Origin of the sequence: Streptomyces sp. MnatMP-M17 (assembly GCF_900091995.1) — a bacterium.
GTDB lineage: Bacteria > Actinomycetota > Actinomycetes > Streptomycetales > Streptomycetaceae > Streptomyces.
This window is the reverse complement of the sequence record NZ_FMDK01001299.1, coordinates 1-1,358: the sequence shown is the minus strand read 5'-3', so window position 1 is coordinate 1,358 and position 1,358 is coordinate 1. Positions and strand designations below refer to the sequence as shown.

The window sequence follows — 1,358 nt, the reverse complement described above, 5'->3', positions numbered from 1 at the left end:
CTGGTGGTGGGCCGCCGTGCCGATCGGTGTGGCGGTGGCGCCCGTCATGGCCGTACTGCTGCTCACCGGAGTCGTACCGCACAAGGGCATCGCGGTGGTTCCCGTCGTCGGCATCCTCATTGGCGGCGCGCTCACCGCGACGGTGCTGGGCGGACGGCGGGCGCTCGACGAGCTGCACGCGCGGCGCGGTGAGGTCGAGGCGGGCCTCGCGCTCGGGCTGCCCGACCGGGACGCCCGGATGGAGGTGGCCAGAACCGTGGCGGCGGACGCGCTGCTGCCCGGGCTCGATCAGACGAGAACGGTGGGTCTCGTCACGCTGCCGGGCGCGTTCGTGGGCATGCTGCTGGGCGGCGCGTCGCCGGTGCAGGCGGGAGCGGTGCAGCTCTTCGTGCTGGTGGCGCTGCTGGCGGTGCAGGCCGTGGCGGTGAGTACGGTGCTGGAACTGGTCGCACGCGGCCATCTCCACCGGGACGTCTGAGCCCGGCGACCGCGTCGGCCGCTCGGGCCCCGGGCCCGTACGTCCGGCCGCTCCGTCCCCGGGCCCGCGCCCCCGGTCCCTGCGCCTTACCTACGCCTTCGCATGCAGCCTGATCTCGCCCGTCGGCAGCGCTTCCACTCGCAGTTCCGTCAGGTCGTGGACATGGACGTCCGGAGACATCGCCGCCGCCCGTGGGCCCACACCCACCACGCGCATGCCTGCCGCCCTGGCAGCCGTGATGCCCGCCTCCGAGTCCTCCAGTGCCACACAGTCCTCCGGCGCGTAGCCCAGCCGGGCCGCGCCCAGCAGGAAGCCCTCCGGGTGCGGCTTGCTCGCCTTGACGTTCTCGGCCGTGACCCGGGTTCCCGGCATGGGCAGGGCCGCCGCGGTCATCCGCGCCTCGGCCAGGGCCGTGTCCGCCGAGGTGACCAGCGCGTGCGGCAGCGCGGCGATGGCCGCCATGAAGGCGGGCGCGCCCGGGATCGGGACCACACCTTCCGTGTCCGCCGTCTCCTCGGCCAGCATCCTGCGGTTGTCGGCGAGGTTCAGCTCCATGGGCCGGTCCGGGAGCAGCGCCGCCATCGTGGCGTATCCCTGGCGGCCGTGGACGACCTTGAGCACCTCCTCCGGATCCAGCTCCTGCTCGACCGCCCAGCGCCGCCAGCAGCGCTCCACGGCGGCGTCGGAGTTGACGAGGGTGCCGTCCATGTCGAGCAGGAGGGCGCGGGTGGTGAGGACGGACGTGGATGTCGTGGTGGCAGCGGTGGCCGTCATCGGCGGACTCCAGAGCGCGGGGCGGGAACAGACGGGAGCAGGCGGAGGTGGGGCAGGCACGAGGTGGCGGCGGGCAGACAGAAGCGGCTCCGCCCGCCGGGCAGGG

The 1,358-nt window shown here is 74.2% G+C and carries 2 protein-coding genes; one reads left to right on the top strand and one right to left on the bottom strand.

The window, feature by feature from the left end; all coding sequences use genetic code 11:
- On the top strand, positions 1-478 hold a 478-nt coding region (locus tag GA0115259_RS38720; protein ID WP_141716922.1), incomplete at its 5' end, for an ABC transporter permease.
- 90 nt (positions 479-568) lie between these two features.
- Here the strand turns inward: GA0115259_RS38720 and GA0115259_RS38715 are convergent.
- Positions 569-1,252 (bottom strand): HAD-IA family hydrolase, encoded by a 684-nt coding sequence (locus GA0115259_RS38715; RefSeq protein WP_093605322.1) that lies wholly within the window; start codon positions 1,250-1,252, stop codon positions 569-571.
- Between the last annotated feature and the right edge of the window lie 106 nt (positions 1,253-1,358).